This is a genomic window from Bradyrhizobium dasycarpum (genome assembly GCF_042019905.1).
Taxonomy (GTDB): Bacteria; Pseudomonadota; Alphaproteobacteria; order Rhizobiales; family Xanthobacteraceae; genus Bradyrhizobium; species Bradyrhizobium japonicum_B.
The window spans coordinates 147226-167675 of record NZ_CP169574.1 but is presented as its reverse complement, the minus strand read 5'-3'; the positions used below and the strand labels follow the sequence as shown (position 1 = coordinate 167675).

Genomic DNA, 20450 nt, shown 5'->3' with positions numbered 1-20450 from the left:
CTCGCGGGGGGACGCGTACAAGTAACGAGGGCTCGGACTGAACATGGCGAACACTCCGAAAAAGGTCAAAGACCCCACAGAAGTCGCGCTTTCTGCAATCCAGGAAGCCCTCAACATCAGCGACACCGCTGCGGACACCAGCCGCAACGCCGCGATGCGCAACGAGACGGCGCCCCCCGTGGCGCCTCCGGCCTTCGACGAGCCGAGCTTCGAGCCGCGTCCTGCCGCGAACGAACGCTCGACCGTGTTCGACCCGGTCGAGGAGCCGCGCGCCTCGCGTCGCGCCGCCAACGACGACCGCGAGACCATCGGCCAGCTGCTGCAGGCGCTGCAGAAGGGCCGCCCTGCCCGCAGCGTCTATACCTTCGCCACCATCTTCGCCGGCGTCTGGCTTGCCGCCTGCGCCGCGCTGACGTTCGGCTTCCTGCCCTCGATCCAGGCCGCCATGGGCCAGAGCGGCGGCGTGCTCGTCATCGCCGGCCTGATCGCGATGTTCTTCGCGCCGATCATGCTGTTCTACTTCCTCGCCAGCCTGGTCTGGCGCGGCCAGGAAATGCGCATGATCGCGCAGGCGATGGCGCAGGTCGCGATCCGCTTCTCCGAACCCGAGGGCTCGGCCTCCGATTCCATGGTCACCGTCGGCCAGGCCATCCGCCGCGAGGTCGCGGCGATGGGTGACGGCATCGAGCGCGCCATCGCGCGCGCCGGCGAGCTTCGAGACGCTGGTCGCCAACGAGGTCGCCGCGCTCGAACGCGCCTATTCCGACAACGAAGTGCGCATCCGCGCCCTGCTCCAGGACATCGCGCATCAGCGCGACAACCTGGTCGGCCAGGCCGAGCAGGTCCGCAGCGCCATCTCCGGCGTGCAGATCGATCTGCGCCACGACATCGCGCTGATCTCGGACGCGATCGCCTCGCGCGTCGACGAGGTCGCCAAGTCCATCACCGGCGCGCTGGAAGAGCGCGGCGCCCACATCACCAGCGCGCTGAGCAATGCCGGCGACAACATGATCCTGGCGCTCGGCGAGCGCGGCGGCGACCTGCTCGACCGCCTCGAGGAGGCCAGCAACGAGACCACGCGCGCCGTGCTCGACGCCAGCGAGCGGCTGACCACCAGCCTCAACTTCAAGACCGGCCACGTCCACGACGAGTTCGTCGACCTCGCCGACCGCGTCCACGAGATGCTGAACGAGCGCATCGACCGCATCACCGGCGAATTCGAGCAGCGCTCCGCTGCGATCGTCGACGGCATCTCCGAGCGCACCGAGCAGGTGCACGACAGCCTGAAGAATTCGTCCGACTCGCTGCTGCTCGAGCTCGAGCTGCGCTCCAACGACATCTCCGCCAAGATCGACGACGCCGGCAACCGCCTCGCCAGCCAGATCATGACGAGCGGCGACAAGGCGAGCGAGGCGCTCGACGCCACCGTCAACACCCTGGTCGCCAAGGTCGTCAGCCAGACCGAGACCGCGCACGATTCGCTGTCGCTGCAGATGAGCGCGTTCGACGAACTGGTCAGGAATCAGGGCACCGAGCTGGTCGAGAAATTCGCCCGCGACTCCGGCACGCTGGGCGCCCTGATCACGCGCCACATCTCCGAGTTCGACCGCACCGTGAAGACCTTCGGCGGCGAGATCGTCGAGCGCATGGGCCAGCGCACGCAGGACATCCATGAGTCGCTGAAGACCTATGTCGACAATTTCGACACCCGCTTCACCGCCAACGGCGGCGAGATCACCGCGATCCTCGACCAGCGCCTGGCGCAGTTCGAGACCACCATCGGCGAACGCGTCAGCAATTTCGACGCCTCGCTGAACGGCAAGATCACCGGCCTCGATTCCACGATCGAAGGCCACATCAAGACCTTCGACGAGCAGCTCGGGGGCCGCGTCACCGCGCTCGAGCAATCGTTCGACAGCCGTGCGAAGTCGATGACCGAGACGATCGACGGACGCATCAACACGCTGGCGTCGTCGCTGACCGACGGTGCCGCCCAGGCGATCCAGTCGATCGACAGCCGCCTCACCCACCTCACAAGCACGCTGACCGATGGTGCGTCGCAGGCCGTCGAAACCATCGATGCGCGCCTCAACCACCTCACGAGCACGCTGACCGACGGCGCGTCGCAAACCATCCAGTCGATCGACACCCGTCTGACCTACCTCACGACGACGCTCACCGGCGGCGCCTCGCAGGCGCTCGAGTCCATCGACAGCCGCCTCACCTACCTGACCACCTCGGTGACGAACGGCGCATCGCAGGCCGTGCAGTCGATCGACACGCGCCTGACGCTGCTGACCTCGACGCTGACGGACGGCACCGCGCAGGCGATCGAAGCGGTCGACCGCCGCATTACCGGCGTCACCGAGATCATCGACGGCCGCAGCATGCACCTGACCGACACGGTCACCGCGCGCTTCCAGGAGATCCAGCAGGCCATCGAGACCAAGGTCGGCTCGGTCGCGAGCGACATCGACGTGCGCGTGGCGCAGTTCGAGGACCTGCTCGGCTCGCGCGTCGAGGCCGTTGCAGGCCGCATCGAGAGCAGCGGCCGCCAGGCCAGCGAGGACATGATGTCCCGCGCCGAGATGATTTCGACCGCGATCCGCTCGCATGTCGAGGACGCCGAGCGCTCGCTCACCAACCTCGTCGTCAACACCAGCGAGACGATCCAGACCGGCGCACGCGCCGCCCAGCAGTCGCTGATGACGGTCTCCTCCGACGTCAACGCCCAGCTCAAGATGACCTCCGCCGAGGTCGAGCGCGCATTGACTGCGGCCGGCACCGGTTCTGCGAACTCGATCCTGAGCAGCGCCCGCGAGGCGCAGTCGACCCTGGTCGCGGCGTCGGGCGAAGCCTCCACCCAGATCAAGGGGCTCGCGGCCGACGTCGAACGCACGCTGTCGGCGGCAGGCGCGGCCACCGCCGCCTCGATCCTGGCCGGCGCGCGCGAGGTGCAGACCACCCTCGTCACGGCGTCCTCGGATGCGGCCAACCACGTCAAGACGCTCACCACCGACGTGCAGCGCTCGCTGTCGCTGGCCGGCACCACCACGGCGGAATCGATCACTGCCGGCGCCCGCGACGCGCAGAGCGCGCTGATCGCGGCCTCGACCGAGACCGCCAACCAGATCAAGGCGCTGTCCTCGGACGTGCAGCGCTCGCTCACCATGGCCGGCACCTCGACGGCCGAAACCATCATGAGCGGCGCCCGCGAGGCCCAGAGCACGCTGGTCACGGCATCCTCGGATGCGGCGAACCAGGTCAAGTCCCTCGCTGCCGAGGTGCATCGTTCGCTCTCGCAGGTCGGCCAGTCGACCGCCGAGACCATCACCACCAGCGCCCGCGACGCCCAGAGCACTCTGCTCACGGTCTCGGCCGAGCAGACCAGCCAGGTCCGTTCGCTCGCAGCCGAGATGCAGCGCGCGCTGGCGACCGCCGGCGGCGCTACCATCGAGGCGCTGACCAGCGGCGTGCGCGAGGCCCAGGGCACGCTGATCTCGGCGTCGACCGACGCGGCGACCCAGATCAAGTCGCTGACCACCGACATCGAGCGCACGCTGACCGCGGTCGGCGCCGACACCGCCTCGACCTCGACCATCCTCAACAGCGCCCGTGAGGCCCAGACCTCGCTGACCTCGACCTCGGCGGACGCCGCGAGCCAGATCCGCTCGATCTCGACCGAGATCGAGCGCACGCTGAGCGCGGCCGCCGCGAACGCGACCAACGACATCCAGACCAGCGCGCTCAACGCCCAGAACGCGCTGATCTCGGCCTCCAACGAGGCGAGCTCGCGGGTCAAGTCGAGCTCGGCCGACGTCGAACGTTCGGTGCTCGCCGCCAGCTCCAGCTTCGGCCAGGCCATGACCGGCAAGACCGACGAGATCGTCACCTACGTGCAGCAGCAGGCCGACCGCCTGTCGAACATGATCGACGCCAAGCGCGGCGCGCTGGTCGACGCGATCGGCTCGAAGACCAGCCAGCTCACGCTCGACATCGACCGCGTCACCTCGGACGCGCTGAAGTCGATCGAGACGCGCGGCCAGGCCTTCTCGCAGACCATGATGGGCAACGGCTCGGAAGTCGCCCGCACCATCAACGCGGCGAGCGAGATCGCCACCAGCGCGGTCGGCAAGTCGCTCAAGGACCTCGAGCAGGCCTCGCGCTCGGCGATCGACCAATCGCGCCAGGTCTCGGTCGCGGCCGTCACCGAGATGCAGGAGACCAGCAAGATCCTGCGCACCGACACCGTGGCGCTGTTCGAGCGTCTGCGCGAAGGCAACATCCTGCTCCAGGAAGTGCTGACCGGTGCGCACGACAATCTCAACTCGCTGGAGCGGGCGCTGGTGACGCGCGTCGCCGACTTCGTCTCGGCGATGAACGACGTCACCTCGCGCAACGGCGCGGCGACGCAGAACCTGGAAGAGCAGCTCAACGTCTTCAACAGCAAGACCACCAAGGCGCTGCAGGATCTCGGCGAGCTGTCGACCCAGTTCGACGCGCACGGCAAGGCGCTGGTCGAGGCCGCCCAGGTCGTCGAGCAGAGCAACAAGAACACCACCGCCTCGCTCGCCGAGCGCAAGCAGGCGCTGGAATCGCTGGTCACCACGATCGACCTGCGCACCGCCGATCTCGACCAGCGTCTGTCGCGCTTCACCGGCCTGCTCGATGAATCGCTGGCCGCGGCCGAGGAGCGTGCCCGCGATATCGCCCGCGTCGTCGCCGAGACCGCCGGCGCCGGCTCGGCCGCGATTACCCGCCAGTTCGAGGCGGTGCGCGTGGCCTCCGAGGAGGAGCACCGCCAGACCATCGAGGCGATGCACGACATCTACCGCCAGACCACGGACGAGGCGGACGCGATGTTCAAGCAGTCGACCGAGAAGTTCACCAACCTCGTCGCCAGCATGAAGCAGATGGCCCTCGAGATGCACAACGAGCTCGAAGCCACCCGCAACGAGCTGCGCCGCGGCGTGCTCGAGATGCCGCAGGAGGCCGCCGAGAGCACCGCGCAGATGCGCAAGGTGATCGTCGACCAGATCGAGGCGCTCGCCGAGCTGAACCGCATCGTGGCCCAGCACGGCCGCGGCCTCGACGTCACCACGGCGGGCCGCGCCTCCGTCGCCGTGCATCGCCAGGAAGAGCCGGTGATGGCCGTTGCGGGCAACCGCGCGACCGAGACCCGCATGCGCGACACCGGCAGCGCCTCAACGCTGCCGCCGCCGGACCTCGGCATGCCGGCCGCGCGCCGCACCGAAGCGCCGCCGGTCGCGCCTTCCGGCAACGACCAGGGCCGTGACGGCTGGCTGTCGGACCTGCTCAGCCGGACCGACGCCAATCAGGGCGCCCCGACCGGACGTGAGGCTCCCCGTGGCCGCGCCGCGCCGCAGCCGCCGGCCCCGCAGGCCAGCAGCAATCCGCTGGAATCGCTGTCGCTCGACATCGGCCGGCTGATGGACCGCAACCTCGCCGCCGAGATGTGGGACCGCTACCAGCGCGGCGAGAACAAGGCGTTCACCAAGCGCCTCTACACGCCCGCTGGCCAGAAGGCCTTCGACGAGGTCGCCCGCAAGTACCGCGCCGACCGCAACTTCAAGGGCACGGTCGACCGCTACGTCGCCGAGTTCGAGCGCCTGCTCGACGAAGTCGCTCGCGACGGCCGCGGCCCGCAGGAGCTGCGCAGCCACCTGACCTCGGAGACGGGTCTGGTCTACACGCTGCTGGCGCACGCGGCGGGACGGCTGGGGTGAGCGGCGAATAGCGAGTGGCGAAATAACGAATGAAAAACGGAGGCCTCGCGGCCTCCGTTTTTTTATTTGCATCCTCGCTGCCGTGCCCCGGACGCAGCGCAGCGCCCCTTCGGCGGTGCGCTGCAGAGCCGGGGCCCATGTCGCGGCATTGCGTGTGTCGCCGTCTGGGATCCCGGCTCTGCACAGCAACGCTAACGCATTGCAGCGCGGCCGGGACACGAGAGCTGGCGCGACAATGAAGGAACGTGATGGCTCCTACCCCCTACCGTCTCGGCGTCGCCGCCGGCTTCGGCGGTTCGGGCGGCGGTGCGGGCTGTGACGAGTTGCTGGCGCCGAACAGCACGCGGGTCGGGTTGCGGTCGAAATTGTTCACGGCGCGGCTGATGTCGCCGAGGGTGCGGCGGCCGTCGGCCATCAGCGCGCCGGAGCGCTTGTCGAAATCGTCGGCGAGCTCGCGGATCGACTTCACCGCCTGGAACAGCTCGCCGCCGTCCTTGCCGCCGGCCAGCGTGTTGAGGCCGAGCATGAGATTGTCGGCCTTGAGCATGACGCCGTCGACCTTGGCCATCACGCCGTCGATCTTCTCGGAGTTGCGCGCCAGCGAGTTGGTGAAGGTCTCCAGATTCTTCAGCGAGTTCTTCACCGATTCCTGATTGTCGGCGACGATCTTGTTGACGTTCTGCAGCGTGGCGCGGATCGCCTCGGTGACGTCCTGCAGCTTGTTGGGATCGGCGGTGAGCGTCGGGATGCCGTCCTGGTCGAGCGGCGGCGGGGCCGCCGCCTCGTCCCCGCCCTTGAGCGAGATCGCGGCGACGCCGGTGAGGCCCTGGAATTCGAGGCCGACCAGGGTGTCCTTGCGGATCGGGGCGTTGTTCTCGATCATGGCGAGTGCGACAACCCGCCGCGGATTGTCGAGCTTCACCGAGACCACCTCGCCCACCCGGATACCGTTGAAGTTGACGCTGCCGCCGTTGCGCAGGCCCGCCGCCGGGCCCTCGAACACGACACGCAAGGGGCTGCGCTGCTTGGTGGTATGCAGCGACTGAAACCACAGCACGAAGCCGATCGCCGCGGCGATCACCGCCAGCGTGAACGACCCGATCAAGATGTAGTTCGCCCGCGTTTCCATCAGGTGCTCCGGCTACTCATCCCAGCTACTCAAGTCATGACCGCGCGGGCGCGCTTGCCATGGAAATACTGCCTCAACCAGGGATGCTGCGAGGCCTGCATGTCGGCGATCGACCCTGCCGCAATGATCTTACCGTTCCCTAAAACGGCGATGCGGTCACACGCGGTGTAAAGGCTGTCGAGATCGTGGGTTACCATGAAAACCGTCAGCCCCAAAGTGCGTTGGAGCGTCCTGACCAGCTCGTCGAAGTCGCCGGCGCCGATGGGATCGAGGCCCGAGGTCGGCTCGTCCAGGAAGACGAGGTCCGGATCGAGCGACAGCGCCCGCGCCAGCGCCACGCGCTTGATCATGCCGCCGGAGAGCTCGGACGGGAAGCGCTCGGCCACTTCCGGCTTGAGGCCGACCATGGCGAGCTTGGCCATGGTGATCTCGTCCATCAGCCGCTGCGAGACCCGCAAATATTCGCGCATCGGAAACTGGATGTTCTGCTGCACGGTCAGCGAGGAGAACAGCGCGCCCTGCTGGAACAGGACGCCCCAGCGCCGCTCGACGTTGCGGCGCTGCGCGGTGCTGGAGGAATCCAGGTCGACGCCGAACACCTCGATCGAGCCTGCGACCTTGGGCACGAGACCGATGATGGTGCGCGTCAAGACGGATTTGCCCGCGCCCGACGGGCCAACGAAGCCAAGAATCTCGCCGCGCTTGACGTCGAGGTTGAGGCCGTCGAGCACGCGCGTCGTGCCGAACTGCACGGTGACGTCGCGAACGCGGATGATGGGATTTTGAATCTCGCTTTGAACTTCTCTTGCCATCGTCACATCCCGATCGAGGCGAAGAAGATGGCGAACACGCCGTCCATCACGATGACGAAGAAGATGCCCTTCACCACCGAGGCCGTGGTGTGCTGGCCCAGCGATTCCGCGCTGCCCTGCACGGCAAGCCCTTCGACGCAGGCAACGATGCCGATCACCGCCGCCATCACCGGGGCCTTGACCATGCCGACGATGAAATGATCGATCGAGATGGCGTCGCGCAGGCGCAGCAGGAAGGCTTCGGGCTCGACCCCGCCATAGAGCCAGGCCACCAGCCCGCCGCCATAGAGCGCGGCCATGGCACCGAGGAACGCCAGGATCGGCAGCGCCAGAACCAGCGCCATCATGCGCGGCAGCACCAGCACCTCGATCGGATCGAAGCCCATGGTACGCAGCGCGTCGATCTCCTCGCGCATCTTCATCGAGCCGAGCTCGGCGGTGTAGGCGCTGCCCGAGCGGCCCGCGACCATGATCGCGACCAGGAGCACACCGATCTCGCGCAGCACCAGCACGCCGAGCATGTCGACCACGAAGATGTCGGCGCCGAACCGCCGGAAATGGAAGATGCCTTGCTGGGCGATGATGCAGCCGATCAGGAAGGTGATCAGCACGATGATCGGCACCGCGCGCCAGCAGACCTGCTCCATGTGGTGCACGGTCGAGGTCAGGCGGAACGAGCGCGGATGGATCAGGACGCGAAACCATGCCGCGAGCACGGCACCGAGCATGTCGACGAGGCCCGCGACCGTCCCGGCTAGGCCGGCCACGGTCCGGCCGATCTGCTCCAGCATGCCGGCGATGGTGATCGGGCTGCTGTCGACCACGGCCCCCGCCCTGACCCGCCGCACCTCGTCGACGAGGCTGGAATAATTGGCGGACAGCCCCGCGATCTGGGCCTCGACGGCGCCTTGGGGGTCAGGCTGCGGCGCAGCCGCTCGATCAGCCAGGCCCCGAAGGTGTCGAGCTTGGCGACTTCGGAGACGTCGATGAAGATGCTTTGGGGGCCGCCGGCGAGCTTCTCGGCGTCGGCTACCATCCGTTCCAGCACCGGCGCGAAGCTCGCGGTCCAGGTCCCAGTGGCGCAAAGTGCCAGCGCGTTGCCCTTGGCAATCCGTTCCAGCTTCGGATCGCTATCCAAATGTCCGCTCCCGTACCGGGGCGGAGAAAATCACAGAGTTGCGCACGCGCCCTTACCCAGAGAAGGTATCCCCAAGTGGTTAATGTTAGTTGCTAGAGGTAACTAGCAGGTTCAGATTTCGCCAGAGTTCAAAATGACTTCCATGAAATTTGCCTCCCTGGCGACGCGAATCGAGCGCTTCCCGATCGCGGGCAGCTTTACCATCAGCCGCGGGGCGAAAACCGAGGCCGTGACCGTCATGGTGGAGGTGAGCCGGGACGGGCTGACCGGCCGCGGCGAGTGCGTGCCCTATCCCCGCTATGGCGAGACTCCCGAGGCGACGCTGGAGGCCATCCAGGCCATGCAGCAGGCCGTCGCCGACGGTATCTCCCGGCAGGCGCTCCAGGCCGCCATGGCGCCCGGCGCGGCCCGCAACGCCCTGGATTGCGCCCTGATCGACCTCGAGGCCAAGGCGGCCGGCCTGCGCGCCTGGAACCTGCTCGAGCGCCCGGTGCCGGGCGAGCGCACCACCGCCTACACGATCTCGTTGGGGACCCCCGAGGCCATGGCCGCCGCGACCGCCAAGGCGGCGCACCGGCCGCTGCTCAAGATCAAGCTCGGCGGCGACGGCGATCCGGAACGGATCGCGGCGGTGCGCAAGGCGGCGCCCGAATCCGAGCTGATCGTCGATGCCAACGAGGCCTGGACCGAAGCCAATCTGGAAGCCAACCTTGCCGCCTGCGCCGCCGTCGGCGTCACCCTGGTGGAGCAGCCGCTGCCGGCGGGCCAGGACGAGGCGCTGGCGCGGATCAAGCGGCCGCTCGCGGTTTGCGCCGACGAGAGCGTGCATGACCGCTCCTCGCTCGCTCCCTTGCGCGAGCGCTACGACGCCGTGAACATCAAGCTCGACAAGACCGGCGGCCTCACCGAGGCGCTCGCGATGGCCGATGCGGCGCAGGCGCTCGGCTTCGAGATCATGATCGGCTGCATGGTCGCGAGCTCGCTGTCGATGGCCCCGGCCATGCTGGTGACGCCGCAGGCGCGCTTCGTCGATCTCGACGGCCCGCTGCTGCTCGCACGCGACCGCGACCACGGGCTGCGTTACGACGACAGCCTGGTCTATCCGCCGGACGCCTCGCTCTGGGGCTGAGCCATGAGCCGGTGCCGCGCCGACCAGATCAGCAGCGCGCCGCATGCGGCCATCGCCGCCATGACGTAGTACAGGCCGTCGCCGATGCGGGCGTAGATTGTGCCTGACGCGATCGAGGTAGTGGCGCCCAACAGGCCGTTGCAGGCGGCGTAATAGCCCTGACCTCGTGCGATCTGATGCGGCGGCACGCGCTGCACCAGGAGATTCATCGTGCCGACGATGGTCATGCCGAAGGTGAAACCGTGGCCGAGCTGCACAATCGCGAGCAGCACCAGCGACGGCTCGTTCGCGGTGACGATCCAGCGCACCACAGCGCTAAGCCCGCCGATCGCGATCATGGTGGAGGGATGCAGCGAAAAGCGCGGCGACAGCGCGAACACCACGATCTCCGCGATCACGCCCAGCGTCCACAGCCCCGCGATGGTCAGCCCGCTGATCCCGTGGAGCTGCCAGTTGATGGCCGAGAAGGTGTAGTAGGCGACGTGGCTGCCCTGGATCAGCGCCGCCGAGACGATGACGGCCCAGAAGCCGGCATCGCGCAGCAGCGCCTTGCCGGCATGCCTCTCCGCCGTCTTGCGCCTGAGATCGTCGAGCGGCTGAAGCAGCAGGCTGGCCGCGACCGCAACGACGGCCCATGCGACGATGATCCAGATCAGGTCGCGCGCGGCGATGACGTCGACGAGATAGCCGCAGGCGAGCGAGCCCGCGGCGAAGGCTGCCGAGCCCCACAGCCGCAACGGTCCGTAATCGAGCCCGTAACGGGCGACGCCGCGCAGCGCATAGGCATCGGTCAGCGGCATCGTCGGCGTCCACATCACGCAGGTCAGCGCATAGATCAGGAACAGTGCCAGCGGCTGCTGCTGCTGGCCGACCGCCGTAAAGCCGATCGCGGTCGCCAGCACCGACAGCATCATGGCGGCGCGGATGGCCTGTCGCTTCTCGGCAAAGGCGGTCACCTGCGGCAACGTGGTGAAGCGGGTGATCGCCGGCAGCGCGTTGATCAGCCCGATCCAGGCCGCGTCGATGCCGATCGCCTTCAGCCACACCGGAAAGAACGGCAGATGCGTGCCCGAGACCGCGAACACAGCCGAATAGAACAGGGCGAGGCTGACGGCGAATCGCCGCTTCCTCGATGCCGCGATGGGGATTTGTGATTCGGACTGCATCAAACCAATTGCGATTCGGTCGATATCGTGGTGATCGTTACAGTAACGCGTAGTGATTTGCGCGACGAGATCGTCATGGCCAACGAAGCATTCGCCCTCTCGCCTATGTCTGCCCGCGCGGCCGAGCCGAACGAGCAGGATTACGACGCGATCCGCGAAGCCTTCATGGAGACGGCACGCGGCCGCTGGTTCCTCGGCGAATACGCCAAGCGCAACCGCAATGCCGACACGCGCATGGTGCTCGACGCGGTCGCGAAGATCGAGGAAACCCTTGCGGCACAGCGGCAACCCGTCGTCGAGGACCGCCTGCCCGAGGCGCTGGTCGAGATCCGCCGCGCGATTCGCGAGGCCGAGACCATTGCGCTTGCGGCGTTCGACCCCGCGGCCATCGAAGCCAGCCTCGCGCCGATTCCGCGCGGGGTGCGCATCATCAAGGAGATCTCCTGGCGCTGGCGCGAGATCGGCGCCGACGGGCAGATCTGCGATCTCATTGATTCGCAGCTCGCCTCGATCGAGGCCGCCTGCGGTCAGGCCCAGGCCATCGATCCCCGCGTCGAGCTCAGGATCGCCTTCGATCTGCTGAAGGACCGGGTCGAGCAGACCGAGGGCGACGCAACGAAGCCGGCGGCGGCTCCGGTGCAGGAGGCGCCGTCATCCGTCGCCGAAGCGCCTGTCGAGACCGCGCCGGAGGCGATGGCCGCCGAAGCACCCGTGGCTTTTACGGAGACGGCGCCGGACGTCGCAGCAAGTGCCGCGCCTCAAGCCGTCGTGGAGAGGGCCGGCGCCACCGAAGCGTTCGCCGCGGCCGAGCAGGCAATGGACACCGCCGTCGCGACGGAGATTGCGGCCGATAGCCAGGTCGCTGTCGAAAACGCCGCGCTTGACCAGGTCGTGCCGGAGCATGTCGCGCGTGCAGATGCCGCGGCTGAAGACGTCTCGTTTGAAGAGCCGGCAGCTGAATCCACCGCATTGTCGGACGTCGCCGACGCGCTCGCGCTCGATGCTGCCGCGCAGGCCGAGGACGACGCCGTGCTCGAGGCCATCGCGCTGGAGATGGCGGCGCCCGATCCGGAGTTCGACGAGATCATCGCGCCGGCCGAGATGGACGCGGCCGTTCCGGAGCCGAGACCAGCAGAGTCCGCAGCGCCCGTCGCTGCCGAGCCGATCGCGCCTCAGCCGGTCGTCGCACCCGTGGTCGAAGAGCCTGCCGACGCGCCCATATCGATGGACTCGCTTGCGCGCCTCACCGACGCCATCGCGGAGGCGGCCGCCGAGGTGAGGGAGCAGCCGGCCCCGGCGATGGCGGCCAGTGCCACCTTCGCCGCGGCCCCGGCCACGATGATGCCGACGCCCTCGCCCGTGCCGGAGCCCTCGCTCGGCGCCACCATTCTCGCCAGCGGCATTCTGCAAAAGCCCCGCACGCCTGCCAACGATCCCCTCGCCCCGATCCGCCGCATGACCCAGGCCGAGAAGATCGCGTTCTTCTCGTAAGGGGGCGCTGCGTACTCACTTTCGTGTCCCTGACGAGCGAAGCGCAGAGCCGGGACCAGAGGCCGCACTCTCAGTCGCAACATGGGCCCCGGCTCAGCAGCGCACCGCTGAAGAAGCGCTGCGCTGCGTCCGGGGCACGCAAGCGGAAGAGGCGCACCCTCACCGCATCGTCATTGCGAGCGCAACGAAGCAATCCAGAATCCCCTCCGCGGAAAGACTCTGGATTGCTTCGCTACGCTCGCAATGACACGGAAGCGCTGACCGCCGCGCCTCCTCACCCGCAATTCCACACCGCACCGATCGGCGTGCGGGTCCAGCACGGGCCAAAGCTGCCGCCGTTGTAGCGGCCGCCGTTGAAGCCGGGGCGGCCGAAATAGTGCCATTCGCCGTCCCAGCGGTAATATTGCGGAACCGGATCGATGTACCAGTGGCGGCGCTCGTTGCGCGCGAGGCGCCGCATCGCGTCCTTCTGCTTGTAGAGCGGGATGCTGTTGCTCAGCGGCTGGCGATAGCCCGGCAGGAATCCATAGCCTTTCCAGACCGGCTTGGGACGCTTTTGCGCGGCCTCAGCGGGCGCGACGGCGGGCAGCAGAGACAGGATGATGGCAACGAATAGACACATGAGGCGAGACATGAATTGACGATAGACGCTCGCCTGTCGGAAGACCATTCAAATTCGAGTGGGGGGCCTTTTGCCGCTTCGACATGTCGGCCTGTCCCGATAAGCTTGCCAGCGCAGCAGCAGCAGCTGGGCGAATAATATTGCGGAATGAACGCATGTCTGAAACCCCGCACGTCGGCGCTTTCGCCATCGTTCCAAGCAACGATCTTGCCGCTGCAATTCCGTTCTGGGAACGCCTCGGCTTTGCGCGCAGCGGCGGCGATGCCGGCTATGTCATCGTGACGGGCTGGGGATGCGAGGTGCATCTCACGCAAGCCGGGGATGACCCATGGCGCGTGCCGACGCACAATCCCTTTGGCATCTTCATCCGCACGCCCGAGGTCGAGGCCATCGCGGCGCGCGTGGACGATCTCATCATCCGTCCAGGCGGCGTGCTGCGTCACCGCGAATGGGGCATGTATGAGTTCGGCATCAACGGCCCTGACGGCCTCCTCGTTAGGATCGGCTGGCCCTCGGCGCTGATGAGGCCCGCTAGCTGATCACGCCCTTCCGGATCAGGAAGCAGCCATAGCCTCTGCTGTCACCGATCTGCACGACGCCAAAGCCCGCCGCCGCCGCGCGATAGAAATCGGATCGCGAGAGCTTGCCGGGACTGACCGGACTGCCGCTGGCGCGTTCGATCTCGGCGAGCACCGCGCGCTGCACCTCGGGCACGCGATCGGGATCATCGACCGGCATCATCACGCGCACCGGATCGGGATCGAAATCGTCGAGCGGATAGACCGACATGATGGCGCGGACGGCGGTCTCCATCGTCATGCCCGGCAACTGGATCAGGCGCTGCGACGATGTGCTGCGAGCGATATGCGTGGCCGGGTGGTTGGCGTCGACGACCACGAGATCGTCGCCGTGGCCCATGGAAGCCAGCAGCCAGAGCAGGTCGGGCGTCAGGATCGGATCGATCGATTTCAGCATGGGACGGCGGCTCCGCTCAGCGATCGCTAACCATAGCAGGTTCCAAGCGTGATTCAGATCACGTCCGTCACCATGGTGACAGGGATCACGGACCTCGCGCTCGAACGCGGCCAGGCTTGGTCGCAACCAATCTCGTATCGAGATGAGTGCCAAAGGAGCACGCCATGTTCCGCCTAAAGCCTTTTTTGATGACGGCCAGCCTCGTGGGAAGCCTGTTCGGCTTCACCTGCGGGCCCGTGTCCGCGCAAGTCGCCCCGGTCCAGCCTGCCGCCGCCGCGCTGCAAGGCCCCGAGCAGCGGGTGGCACTGGTGATCGGCAATGCGAACTACCAGAACGCGCCGCAGCTTGCGAACCCCGACGATGATGCCCAGTCGATCGCGCAGTTCCTGAATTCCGCCGGCTTCGAGGTGGTTGCCGCGACCGACCTGACCCAGAACGACATGCTGCGCGTCGTCCAGGACTTCTCCGCCAAGGTCGCTTCGCGCGGTCCGAACACGGTGGCGATGGTCTATTACGCCGGCCACGGCGTGCAGCTCGCCGGCGAGAACTATCTCGTTCCCGTCGACGCCAAGGTCTCCAGCCCGACCGAGCTCGTCAACAATTCGGTGCGCCTCGTCGACGTGATGTCGACGCTGGAGACGATCCCGAGCCGCATGCGCATCGTCATCCTCGATGCCTGCCGCAACAACCCGTTCCCTGAGGTCAACGACGCCGGCCGCGGCCTTGCCATCGTCGATGCGCCGAACGGCTCGATCGTCGGCTACTCGACCGCGCCGGGCGCCGAGGCGCTCGACGGCACCGGCGGCCACAGCCCGTACACGCAAGCCTTCCTCAACGTCGCGCGCGAGCCCAACGTGCCGATCGAGCAGCTGTTCAAGCGCGTCCGCCTGCAGGTGAACCAGACCACCAGCGGCGCGCAGATCCCGTGGGAAAGCTCCTCGCTGACGAGCGACTTCACCTTCTTCGGCGACACTGCCGTTGCCGCCAACCGTGCGCCGGTGAAGGCGCCCGTGGTTCAGATGGCCTCCAACCTGCCGAGCCGTTCGACGCGTCAGGCCTATGACTACGTCGTGTCCGAGGGCCGGCCGGAATATTATCAGGAGTTCATCCGGATGTATCCGCACGACCCGCTGTGCGACCACGTGCGCTGGCTGCTCAACAACATCCTGATCTCGCAGGCCTGGCACAAGACCGTCCTGGCGAACTCGCCAGTCGCGTACAAGAGCTTCTATGACAGCTACGGCAACAGCCCCTATGCGCAGGTCGCGCTGAAGCTGCAGGCGCAGCCGAAGCAGATCCCCTTGATGCAGGCGACCAAGTTCCTGGCGCCGCAGAACATTGTCCCGACCTTCAAGATCGGCAATCTCGGCCAGCAGAAATACATGCCGCTGCTGCAGCAGGGCAATGGCGGCGGTCAGCTCAACGGCAACCTGCCGATCGTGCAGAAGCCGATCGACGGTAATGTCATCGGCAAGCCCGGCAATGGCGGCCAGATCGTCAATCTGCCGGCTGGCAACAACAACCAGCAGAACGGCACGCCGTCGCAGACCCCGGGCAAGATCGTCACCCTGCCCGCGCCGACCACCACCAACAAGGGCGGCATCGGCAAGATCGTGACGCTGCCTGCGACCAGCAACAAGCCGGACGGCGGCAACGTCAATGGCAAGCCGGGCAAGATCGTGAGCATGCCGGTAAACATCGGCAAGGGCGGCGCGACGATCGACGCAAAGCCGGCCGTTCAGACCCAGAACCAGCCGATCCGCGTCAACAACGGCAACACCGGCATCGTGAAGCTCAACAACAACCCGGTGAACAAGGTGCAGAACAGCGTCCAGACCAACCGTCCGCAGCTGAACTCGATGCCAAGCCGCATGGTCAACAGCAACAGCAACTTCCGGCAGTCGATGAACCAGGCGCCGAGCATGAGCAATGGCGGAAATCGCCGCAGCGGCTTCATGCGCTGATCGCGCGAACGAAGAAGGTGTGCTCCCTCCCCGCAAGCGGGGGAGGTTGCACCGAGCAAGCGGATCGTTCGAAGCCAGCAGACACAAAGACAATAGACACAAAGAAAGGGGCAGAGCGGTGACGCTCTGCCCCTTGTCTTCATCTCAGCCCTGAAGGTCGTCATTGCGGGATGTGCGGAAGGCGCAGGCCCGGAAGCCATAACCCCGGCTGGTGGCTATGGATTCCGGGCTCGCGCTCCGCGCGCCCCGGAATGACGGCTAGGCCACCAGCTCGGCGAACAGATCCGCATCAACGTTGCCGCCGGAGAGCACGATGACGACGTTCTTGCCGGCGACGTCGAGACGTCCCGCCAGCAGCGCGGCGAGAGCGACGGCGCCGCCGGGCTCGACCACCAGCTTGAGCTCGCGATAGGCGAACGCCACGGCGGCGCCGACTTCCTTGTCCGATGCAGTGACGCCGCGCGCCAGCAGCTTGCTGTTGATCGCAAAGGTCATCTCGCCGGGGATCAGGGCCATCAGCGCATCGCAGATGGTGCGGCCCGCGGGCCCGTGCGGCTCGCGATGACCCGCGCTCAGCGAAATGCCGTGATCGTCGAACGCCTCGGGTTCGGCCACCACGATCTCGGCGAGCGGATAGCGTGCCTTCACCGCGGTCGCGACGCCCGCGATCAGGCCGCCGCCGGACGCCGGTGCCACCACGATGTCGGGGGAAAGGCCAAGCGTTGCCATGTCCTCCGCGATCTCGCGGCCGGCAGTGCCCTGTCCTGCGATCACGAACGGATCGTCGTAGGGCCTCACCAGCGTCGCGCCGCGCTTCTCGGCGATGCCGCGCGAGATCGCCTCGCGGTCGTCCTTGTCGCGATCATAGAGCACGACCTCGGCGCCGTAGGACTTGGTGCGCTCGCGCTTGGACAGCGGCGCATCGGCAGGCATCACGATGGTCGCCTGCATGTCGAGGATTTTTGCCGCCGCCGCCACGCCCTGGGCGTGATTGCCGGAGGAGAACGCGACGACGCCGCCGGCGCGCTTGTCCTGCGGGATCGAGAACACCTTGTTGAAGGCGCCGCGGAACTTGAACGAGCCGGTGCGCTGGAGCATCTCCGGCTTCAGGAAGACTTTCGCGCCAACCCGCTCGTTGAGCACCGGAAAGGACAACAGCGGGGTGCGGATGGCGTAAGGCGCGATCACGCGCGCTGCGGCGTCGATGTCGGCGGGGCCGATCGGGAGAAGCTGTTCGGTCATATCAGACCTTATCGCGGCCATTGAGCCGCGGGCAAGACACCTCCGCGCGAGGAATCTTCCCTTCAGGCGACGAAGCGCGGCTGTTCCGTGCCGTCCCGGCCCGGCAGCATGCCCCCCACCGCCTGGATATTATCAACAAAAGCCCTCGCCGAGGCTTCCCAGGTGTAATTGGCGGCGAATTCGACACAGTCCTGCCGGGAAATGTCGAGCGCCGCGAAGCAGGCGTTGCGGAGGTCGTGATCGAGGGCACCGACCGGGGCATTGCCGATCACGTCGCGGGGGCCCTTCACCGGAAAGGCCGCGACCGGCAGCCCGCTCGCCAGCGCCTCCAATAGCACCAGGCCGAACGTGTCGGTCTTGCTGGGGAATACGAACACGTCGGCCGCCGCATAGATGTCCGCCAGCGCCTCGCCATGCTTCTCGCCGAGGAAGATCGCTTCGGGATAGGCCTCTTCCAGCGCGGCGCGCGCCGGGCCGTCGCCCACGATCACCTTGGTGCCGGGCAAATCGAGGTCGAGGAACGCTTCGAGATTCTTCTCCACCGCGACGCGGCCGACCGACAGGAACACCGGTGCCGGCAGGCAGAGGTCGATGGCACGCGGATGGAACACCTTTGTGTCGACGCCGCGCGGCCACAGCACGACATTGTCAAAACCGCGCTCGGCCAGCTCGCAGGCGAGCGCAGGCGTTGCCGCCATCACGGCACGGCTGGGGGCATGGAAGCGGCGCAGCGCCCGCCAGATCAGCGAGCCCGGAACCGGCACGCGGGCGCGGACATATTCGGGAAAGCGGGTGTGAAAGCTGGTCGTGAACGGCAGCCGGCGCTGGCGGCAATAGCGGCGGACCATCAGGCCGATCGGCCCTTCGGTCGCGATGTGGATGCTGTCCGGGCGCGCCTCCTCGATCAGCCTGGCAATGCGCGCGGGGCGCGGCATCGCCAGCCGCACATCGCGATAGCTCGGCATCGCGAAGGTGCGGAACGCTTGCGGCGTCAGGAACGTGAACGCAACGCCGGAACCTTCGACGTCAAGCCCTTCGGCCGCGTCAGCGAGCTTGGTCAGCGTCCGAACCACACCGTTGACTTGCGGGTGCCAGGCGTCGGTCGCGACCAGAATGCGCATCGGGCGGCCTCTGTTATGCGGCTCTGGCTGCAACCTGCGGGACGGCCGCCGGCTTCTGCAGATGATCCGCCCAGGTGATGATCTCGAAACGACCGTCGTCGTGCTCGACGAGCGCGGTGCAGCTCTCGACCCAGTCACCGCAATTCATGTAGCGAATGTCGCCTTCGTCGCGGATCACGGCATAGTGGATGTGGCCGCAGATCACGCCGTCGGCGTCGTAGCGCCGCGCCTCGGCGGCGAGCGCCTGCTCGAACGCGCCGATATAATTGACCGCGTTCTTGACCTTCTGCTTGGCCCATTGCGACAACGACCAATAGGGCACCTTGAACAAGCGGCGGAAGAAGTTGACGAAGCGATTCATCTGGATCGCGAAGTCGTAGGCCTTGTCGCCGAGATGGGCGAGCCAGCGCGCGTTCTGCACCACGAGATCGAAGATGTCGCCGTGGATGACGAGATAGCGCTTGCCGTCGGCGCCGGTGTGGACGGTGTTCTCGACCACGTCGATGCCGCCGAAATGCGTGCCGTAATAGTTGCGCAGGAACTCGTCGTGATTGCCGGGGATGTAGATGACCTTGGCGCCCTTGCGCGCCTTGCGCAAAAGCTTCTGGACGAGGTCGTTGTGGGATTGCGGCCAGTGCCAGCTCGATTTCAGCGCCCAGCCGTCGACGATGTCGCCGACCAGATAGATCGTGTCGGCATCGTGGTAGCGCAGGAAGTCGAGCAGAAGATCGGCTTGAGAACCGCGGGCTCCGAGATGAACGTCGGAGATGAACAACGTGCGAAAGCGCCGCTCGGGGCCCTCGTCACTCACATCGTAACTTCCCATGCGCCAGCCTGTAACAATGTCCCGTGACAGGGGGATGACCGATTGAACCCGTGAGGCACCTCTAGATACGAATCACGCCTAGCCTCGCCCTCCCTGCGAATATCAGTCGCATGCGACAATCAGGCGACACGGCGCCGCAGAAGGTGATCGTCATGGGGGCCAGCGTGCCCCCAAACTGCGCCGCGGCGGCGCTCCCGCGCGCCCGCGTCAGTAGAACCTGTGAAAATGATGGATCGGGCCGTGGCCGTGTCCAACGCTGAAGCGGTCGGCGGCGGCGATCGCCGCGCTGATCCAGGTCTTGGCGTTGCGCACGGCGCTTGCCAGATCCTCGCCCTTGGCGAGCCCGGCCGCGACCGCCGAGGACAGCGAGCAGCCGGTGCCATGGGTGTTGCGGGTCGCGACGCGCGGCGCGGCCAGCGCGAGCGTTCCCTCGCCGCTGACGAGATAATCGATGCTCTCGGCGCCCTCGCCGTGCCCGCCCTTGATCAGGACCGCACGGCAGCCGAGCGCCAGCAGGCGCCGCCCTGGCTTTCGATCTCCGCTTCGCTTGCCGCGACCGGCTCGTCGAGCAGCGCCGCGGCCTCCGGCAGGTTGGGCGTTATCACCGACGCCAGCGGTACCAGTTTTGTGCGCAGCGCATTGACGGCCTCCGCGGCGAGCAGGCGATCCCCTGACGTTGCCACCATCACGGGATCGAGCACGACGTGTCCCGGCGACCAGCGCAACAGTGCGGCCGCGATCGCCTCGATGCTGACGACCTGGGCCACCATGCCGATCTTCACCGCGCCGATGTCGAGATCGGAGAACACCGCATCGATCTGCTCGGTGACGAACGCCGCCGGCACGGCCTGGATGCCGGTGACGCCGCGGGTGTTCTGCGCGGTCAAGGCCGTGATGACGGACGCGCCGTAGACGCCGAACGCCGCAAACGTCTTCAGGTCGGCCTGGATGCCGGCGCCGCCGCTCGAATCGGAGCCGGCGATGGTGAGTGCGACCGGGGTCGTCATCGCCGGACACATTTGCTGGAGACGGAAGCCATGGCTTGTCCTAGCGCGACCGCGAAACACCGGCAAGCGCCGACCTGCCGG

12 protein-coding genes and 3 pseudogenes are annotated in these 20450 nt (G+C 67.1%); 5 read left to right on the top strand and 10 right to left on the bottom strand.

Annotation, left to right across the window (positions count from 1 at the left end; translation table 11 throughout):
- Positions 1-43 precede the first annotated feature (43 nt).
- A pseudogene (locus ACETMP_RS00740) lies at positions 44-5747 on the top strand (negative regulator of septation ring formation).
- A 262-nt stretch (positions 5748-6009) separates the two neighbouring features.
- On the opposite strand, the gene ACETMP_RS00735 reads toward ACETMP_RS00740, so the two are convergent.
- The 3 genes and pseudogenes from ACETMP_RS00735 to ACETMP_RS00725 form a co-directional block, all read right to left on the bottom strand.
- Positions 6010-6876, bottom strand: coding sequence for an MlaD family protein (locus tag ACETMP_RS00735; protein WP_375159550.1), 867 nt, complete (start codon positions 6874-6876; stop codon positions 6010-6012).
- A 29-nt stretch (positions 6877-6905) separates the two neighbouring features.
- Positions 6906-7688 (bottom strand): ABC transporter ATP-binding protein, encoded by a 783-nt coding sequence (locus tag ACETMP_RS00730; RefSeq protein WP_375159549.1) that lies wholly within the window; start codon positions 7686-7688, stop codon positions 6906-6908.
- A gap of 2 nt (positions 7689-7690) precedes the next feature.
- Positions 7691-8826 (bottom strand): annotated as a pseudogene (locus ACETMP_RS00725) (MlaE family ABC transporter permease).
- 133 nt (positions 8827-8959) lie between these two features.
- Between ACETMP_RS00725 and dgcA the strand changes: the two are divergent.
- Positions 8960-9955, top strand: coding sequence for an N-acetyl-D-Glu racemase DgcA (gene dgcA / locus ACETMP_RS00720; protein WP_375159548.1), 996 nt, complete (start codon positions 8960-8962; stop codon positions 9953-9955).
- Here dgcA and ACETMP_RS00715 read toward each other — a convergent pair.
- On the bottom strand, positions 9925-11121 hold the full coding sequence (locus tag ACETMP_RS00715) for an MFS transporter (protein WP_375159547.1): 1197 nt from the start codon (positions 11119-11121) through the stop codon (positions 9925-9927). The genes dgcA and ACETMP_RS00715 overlap by 31 nt on opposite strands.
- Positions 11122-11196: 75 nt before the next feature.
- On the opposite strand from ACETMP_RS00715, the gene ACETMP_RS00710 reads away from it, so the two are divergent.
- A complete protein-coding gene (locus ACETMP_RS00710) occupies positions 11197-12612 on the top strand; it encodes a hypothetical protein (protein WP_375159546.1) in 1416 nt (471 codons plus the stop codon).
- 274 nt (positions 12613-12886) lie between these two features.
- Here the strand turns inward: ACETMP_RS00710 and ACETMP_RS00705 are convergent, their stop codons facing one another.
- Positions 12887-13246 carry a hypothetical protein gene (locus ACETMP_RS00705; protein WP_375159545.1) on the bottom strand — a complete coding sequence of 120 codons (360 nt, stop codon included), beginning with the start codon at positions 13244-13246 and terminating at the stop codon, positions 12887-12889.
- 143 nt (positions 13247-13389) lie between these two features.
- Here ACETMP_RS00705 and ACETMP_RS00700 point away from each other — a divergent pair, with 143 nt between their 5' ends.
- Entirely contained in the window at positions 13390-13773 is a 384-nt protein-coding gene (locus ACETMP_RS00700; protein ID WP_375159544.1) for a VOC family protein, read from the top strand.
- Here the strand turns inward: ACETMP_RS00700 and ACETMP_RS00695 are convergent.
- Complete coding sequence (locus tag ACETMP_RS00695; RefSeq protein ID WP_375159543.1) at positions 13766-14209, bottom strand: RbsD/FucU family protein; 444 nt, start codon at positions 14207-14209, stop codon at positions 13766-13768. The genes ACETMP_RS00700 and ACETMP_RS00695 overlap by 8 nt on opposite strands.
- Positions 14210-14373: 164 nt before the next feature.
- Between ACETMP_RS00695 and ACETMP_RS00690 the strand changes: the two genes are divergently transcribed.
- Positions 14374-16173, top strand: coding sequence for a caspase family protein (locus tag ACETMP_RS00690; protein ID WP_375159542.1), 1800 nt, complete (start codon positions 14374-14376; stop codon positions 16171-16173).
- A gap of 258 nt (positions 16174-16431) precedes the next feature.
- Here the strand turns inward: ACETMP_RS00690 and ACETMP_RS00685 are convergent, their stop codons facing one another.
- The 4 genes and pseudogenes from ACETMP_RS00685 to thiD form a co-directional block, all read right to left on the bottom strand.
- Positions 16432-17415: a threonine/serine dehydratase gene (locus ACETMP_RS00685; RefSeq protein ID WP_375159541.1), complete on the bottom strand. Its 984-nt coding sequence runs from the start codon at positions 17413-17415 to the stop codon at positions 16432-16434.
- 62 nt (positions 17416-17477) lie between these two features.
- Positions 17478-18536 carry a glycosyltransferase family 4 protein gene (locus ACETMP_RS00680; RefSeq protein ID WP_375159540.1) on the bottom strand — a complete coding sequence of 353 codons (1059 nt, stop codon included), beginning with the start codon at positions 18534-18536 and terminating at the stop codon, positions 17478-17480.
- 13 nt (positions 18537-18549) lie between these two features.
- Positions 18550-19362 carry a UDP-2,3-diacylglucosamine diphosphatase gene (locus ACETMP_RS00675; RefSeq protein WP_028137533.1) on the bottom strand — a complete coding sequence of 271 codons (813 nt, stop codon included), beginning with the start codon at positions 19360-19362 and terminating at the stop codon, positions 18550-18552.
- A gap of 207 nt (positions 19363-19569) precedes the next feature.
- Positions 19570-20369, bottom strand: a pseudogene (thiD, locus tag ACETMP_RS00670) (bifunctional hydroxymethylpyrimidine kinase/phosphomethylpyrimidine kinase).
- Positions 20370-20450 lie beyond the last annotated feature (81 nt).

Bases quoted from the DNA above. Each gene is read 5' to 3' on its own strand.
- ACETMP_RS00735 (WP_375159550.1), bottom strand. From the start codon at position 6,876: ATGGAAACGCGGGCGAACTACATCTTGATCGGGTCGTTCACGCTGGCG.
- ACETMP_RS00730 (WP_375159549.1), bottom strand. From the start codon at position 7,688: ATGGCAAGAGAAGTTCAAAGCGAGATTCAAAATCCCATCATCCGCGTT.
- dgcA (WP_375159548.1), top strand. From the start codon at position 8,960: ATGACTTCCATGAAATTTGCCTCCCTGGCGACGCGAATCGAGCGCTTC.
- ACETMP_RS00715 (WP_375159547.1), bottom strand. From the start codon at position 11,121: ATGCAGTCCGAATCACAAATCCCCATCGCGGCATCGAGGAAGCGGCGA.
- ACETMP_RS00710 (WP_375159546.1), top strand. From the start codon at position 11,197: ATGGCCAACGAAGCATTCGCCCTCTCGCCTATGTCTGCCCGCGCGGCC.
- ACETMP_RS00705 (WP_375159545.1), bottom strand. From the start codon at position 13,246: ATGTCTCGCCTCATGTGTCTATTCGTTGCCATCATCCTGTCTCTGCTG.
- ACETMP_RS00700 (WP_375159544.1), top strand. From the start codon at position 13,390: ATGTCTGAAACCCCGCACGTCGGCGCTTTCGCCATCGTTCCAAGCAAC.
- ACETMP_RS00695 (WP_375159543.1), bottom strand. From the start codon at position 14,209: ATGCTGAAATCGATCGATCCGATCCTGACGCCCGACCTGCTCTGGCTG.
- ACETMP_RS00690 (WP_375159542.1), top strand. From the start codon at position 14,374: ATGTTCCGCCTAAAGCCTTTTTTGATGACGGCCAGCCTCGTGGGAAGC.
- ACETMP_RS00685 (WP_375159541.1), bottom strand. From the start codon at position 17,415: ATGACCGAACAGCTTCTCCCGATCGGCCCCGCCGACATCGACGCCGCA.
- ACETMP_RS00680 (WP_375159540.1), bottom strand. From the start codon at position 18,536: ATGCGCATTCTGGTCGCGACCGACGCCTGGCACCCGCAAGTCAACGGT.
- ACETMP_RS00675 (WP_028137533.1), bottom strand. From the start codon at position 19,362: ATGGGAAGTTACGATGTGAGTGACGAGGGCCCCGAGCGGCGCTTTCGC.